The organism is Hyalangium sp. (assembly GCF_035629615.1).
GTDB lineage: Bacteria > Myxococcota > Myxococcia > Myxococcales > Myxococcaceae > Hyalangium.
In genome coordinates this window covers 1-2,496 of record NZ_DASPHO010000274.1, presented here as the reverse complement: position 1 = coordinate 2,496, position 2,496 = coordinate 1, and the positions used below count along the sequence as shown (strand labels likewise).

At 66.5% G+C, this 2,496-nt stretch carries 2 protein-coding genes; both read right to left on the bottom strand.

Features of this window, described 5'->3' with window-relative positions; all coding sequences use genetic code 11:
- Positions 1–858 precede the first annotated feature (858 nt).
- Positions 859–1,311 carry a GNAT family N-acetyltransferase gene (locus tag VD972_RS13955; protein ID WP_324986654.1) on the bottom strand — a complete coding sequence of 151 codons (453 nt, stop codon included), beginning with the start codon at positions 1,309–1,311 and terminating at the stop codon, positions 859–861.
- A gap of 613 nt (positions 1,312–1,924) precedes the next feature.
- A complete protein-coding gene (locus VD972_RS13950) occupies positions 1,925–2,158 on the bottom strand; it encodes a type I restriction-modification system subunit M N-terminal domain-containing protein (RefSeq protein WP_324986650.1) in 234 nt (77 codons plus the stop codon).
- Positions 2,159–2,496 lie beyond the last annotated feature (338 nt).

Below are 2,496 nucleotides of genomic sequence, written 5' to 3'. Positions count from 1 at the left end.
ACGCGTTGAGCCGGGGGTCCACCTCGTTGCTCGGAGACGCGTTGAGCCGGGGGTCCACCTCGTTGCTCGGAGACGTGATGAGCCGGGGGTCCACCTCGTTGCTCGGAGACGTGATGAGCCGGGGGTCCACCTCGTTGCTCGGAGACGTGATGAGCCGGATGCGCCAGAAGTGACTGACCTCTGACGCAGTCGGATGGCAGCTCGCCCCGCGCCGCACCTGCCACGGGCGCCGGGCGAGACTCGCCGCACGGGGAGCACGGCGCCCACCGACTGTTAGGTCGGTGGGGTTCTCCGCGGTCGTCAATGTTGGGGCCGCGCAGCAGCCCAACGCCGGTCCGTGCATGGATGAGCCGAGTTCGCGCGGTTCCCACCTAGCTGCGGTCGCTCTGGCCCGGCGAGCTCGCGCAGCAGCGACGCCGACAGCCCCGCAGTCTCAGGGGCCTAGGAACACGGGCGCGCAGGTTGGCGCCGTGGAGCGCGGCGTGCGCCACAAGTGACTGCTTCTGGCGCACCCCACAGGGCACACATAAACACCCTGAACTATTGAGGTTCAGCCAGTGCCAGATGGCCTGGAGTTGTGGAGCACTCTCTGAGCCTCGGAACGTCCGGAGCGGCTACTGCTGCCAGGGAGGGCTCGAAGCCCCTGCGCGAGCCTTCTGGGCCCTTCTGGGCGGCATCCTGAAGGCGGCGCCGAGGGGTCCGGCCCATGTCGAGGTGCTGCCGTCCTGTCCTTCTCCCAGGGCCGTGCCGAGCTGCTCGAGGACGGTACTGGACCTCCGCCTACCCCCCTTCAGGGAAGTTGCTTAAGGACGCGGTGCGCTGGGAACCGGCCTGCGTCCTGCGGGTACCCGGATCATACTACTTCGGACCAAGCGTCATGAGTACCTCAGCAACTCCGTCCGCGTGCTGCTGGTTCTCCTGGGCCACCGTCCGGAAGCCACACTTCTCGAGGACGCGGATCGACCCGACGTTGTGGACAGCGACCCACGCATGGAGCGGACGAATCGGCTCGAGCACGAGGAACTCCGAGAGCGCCCGTGTCGCGATGCCCTTGCCCCAGTGCTCGCGACCAATCCAATAGGCGACGAAGCGCTTGCCGTCCTGTTCCCAACTGCCGATGTACCCAGCGACCAAGCCGCCAACGACGATGGTGCGGGTCACGTTTTCGGGGCGGAGAACCTTCGTGCGCCAGTGGGTCAGGAAGGCATCGCGTTCCCGCGACGGGAATGCGGCCATGCGCAGCGCGACTGCGTCCCGTTGGTGCTCGAAGAAGATCGGGAGGTCTTCATCTGTAACGTTGCGCAGGATCACCAAGTGGAAACGATCTTCCAATAACGAGGGATTTCGATCCCGCCGATCGCGACGAAGCGCGGGAACGAATCCCGCGCTCCAACGATCGCCGTAACTTCCGCCTATGGTCATGACGAGTGCGGCTTGCCGCCCGCAGCAGAGAATGAGGCACTCTCTTGTTCAGGAGCCCAGCGGCAGAGCGGAAGTTGGTGCCACGTACACCCATCGGGCGTCCGGAGGTCGAGCAAGGGACCAGGAAGAGCCATCGACAGCGATGCTGATCCGACCCGCGCTCGCCTGATCGCCCCTGTGCACCAAGGATCGCGCACCCCGCGATCGAAACGCTGCGCTTTCTGAAGATCGTCTCCACCTCTCCTGCCTGATCGACCCCTTATTTCTTTCTAGTGGGTCACCGGACTTCGTCCGGCCCCGAGGCAGAGGTTACCGGAGACCCGCGAAGGGCCTGTGCACTGGGGTTGCTATGCGGCGGTATTCATGAGGGGTGGTGTGCCCGGCCCTGTCAGCTGGGAGACGCAGCGGCGTGTCCCGCGGGCTTCTTCTGCGGATGGAGCTGCGACGCCTGGCTGTGCAGGGTTCCTTGCGACCCGCAGGATCCGCCCCCTTGCATTGAGGGCTACGCGTCATCGACGCGCGAGCCGCACCGCCCGGTCGCGCCCTTCTCCAACTGGGCCCGGCGCGCCGCGAACTTCGCATCGACGAAGCGGAGGAAGATGAGCCCGAGGACGGGCTGATTGTACTGCGCGGGTTTCAGTCCACTGTTGGCGCGAAGCTCGTCGCCGGCGGCCCAGAGCTGCTTCTCCAGCGTGGCGGTGTCGGTGTCTTTCGAGGCGGGGGCGATCCAGCGCATGGTTGTGCCCAACCAGAACAGCCTCTCGGCCTCGACGCGGTGCGGCGGAGGGTGCTCTCCAGGCCTCCGTCGGCGCGCTGAGGTAGGATGGAGGTTCCTCGTGACGAACCGTCAGGGCCCCGGCCTCCATTCGCCAGACCGCGGCGTTCGACCCGCAACCGCGGAAAGAGAAAGCCATGAGAGCGACGCGCCCCGAAGCGGGGCGAGCCCTCCTCGTCCCATTGCTCCTCCTGTCTCTGGCGACGCCGTGGAGCTGCAAGGGGTGCGAGGAGCGCACGGCTGGCTCGCCTACGGCCTCGGAAGCGATGCACGACACGGAGGACAAGCTCCAGCCAGTG

Excerpts from the sequence above, each read along its gene's own strand:
- VD972_RS13950 (WP_324986650.1), bottom strand. The coding sequence starts at position 2,158 with ATGCGCTGGATCGCCCCCGCCTCGAAAGACACCGACACCGCCACGCTG.